Source organism: Actinomadura rubrisoli (genome assembly GCF_004349215.1).
Classification (GTDB): domain Bacteria; phylum Actinomycetota; class Actinomycetes; order Streptosporangiales; family Streptosporangiaceae; genus Spirillospora; species Spirillospora rubrisoli.
This window is the reverse complement of record NZ_SMKU01000735.1, coordinates 1-1,032: the sequence shown is the minus strand read 5'-3', so window position 1 is coordinate 1,032 and position 1,032 is coordinate 1. Positions and strand designations below refer to the sequence as shown.

At 76.7% G+C, this 1,032-nt stretch carries 2 protein-coding genes and 1 pseudogene; 2 read left to right on the top strand and 1 reads right to left on the bottom strand.

The window, feature by feature from the left end; all coding sequences use genetic code 11:
• The first annotated feature begins 111 nt into the window (after nt 1-111).
• Nucleotides 112-369, top strand: a complete 258-nt coding sequence (locus E1298_RS47190) for a hypothetical protein (protein WP_131903859.1) — start codon at nt 112-114, stop codon at nt 367-369.
• A 75-nt stretch (nt 370-444) separates the two neighbouring features.
• Here the strand turns inward: E1298_RS47190 and E1298_RS47185 are convergent, their stop codons facing one another.
• The gene (locus E1298_RS47185) at nt 445-705 is read right to left on the bottom strand and encodes a hypothetical protein (RefSeq protein ID WP_131903857.1); all 261 of its coding nucleotides are present in this window, start codon (nt 703-705) and stop codon (nt 445-447) included.
• A 111-nt stretch (nt 706-816) separates the two neighbouring features.
• Between E1298_RS47185 and E1298_RS50035 the strand changes: the two are divergent.
• A pseudogene (locus tag E1298_RS50035) lies at nt 817-1,032 on the top strand (hypothetical protein); the annotation flags it as partial.

Genomic DNA, 1,032 nt, shown 5'->3' with positions numbered 1-1,032 from the left:
GGCGGCCCCCTGCGCGGCCGCGAGTTCACCACCGGAATCGGCCACAAACCCTGACCGCACCCCGCCGCCGAGCACCAGACCGAACCGATCCCAGCCCTTGGAGGCCGCCGAATGCCGACGATCACACCCGCTCACCTGCACGCCCTGCTGGCCTCCACCGACCGCCACGCCGCCCTGGTCATCGTCGGCGGCCAGGCCGCCGTCGTCCCCTCCACCACCGCCGCCCCCGGACCGGACGGCCCCGAGGACATGATGGTGATCACCACCCGCGACGCCGTCATCGCCGAACTCGACACCGGCGCCAACGACGAGCAGCTCGAACGCCTCGCCCAGCGCCTCGACGTCGCCCTGGACAGCCTCGGCGGCTGACCCGCCCGCCGCCCACAACCCGCACCGCCGGAAACGGCGGCCAGGCACGGCCCCCACAGCGGCCGTCCCGCGACCTCACATGGCGGCGGCCGACCGGCCGGCTCCGGCGCGCCGCTCGGCGGGGCCGCAGAACGCCTCGCGGGAGACACCCGACCCGCTGCCGGGGACGTCCCCGAAACACTCCTTGCGCAGGTGCGCGAAGACAGCACATCCGCTCGCACCAGGCGCCGACACCGCCATCCGCAGCGTGGGCACGGAGATCGACGCGGAGCCGGCGTTCTCTCCCGGCTCCCAGCCCTTGCGCGCCCTCGTCGCTGAACCGTACGGACCGATCACGCGCCACCGCGCCGTAGAAGCCGCGGCCCCGCGCCGCCACGAACCCGCGCGTAACGGGAAACCGTCGCCTGAACCACCGGTCACCTCGGGCACCTCCTCCTGGCCGATGTCGTGCGGCCTGCGCTCCGCCACCCGGTCCAGGGCCGTCCGCCCACCGGCGCGCAGCCCCCGTCGCGCGCCGCCAGGTCGCGCGCCGACCCCGGCGGCGCCGCCTCCCCCACCGGCAGCGGCGGTGCGCCGTCAAGACCCTCGCCGGGACGCGGGGACCGGGACGCCCGCACCCGCCGCGCCCCGCCGACCTCGGGACCCGGCGGCGCCCACGACGTC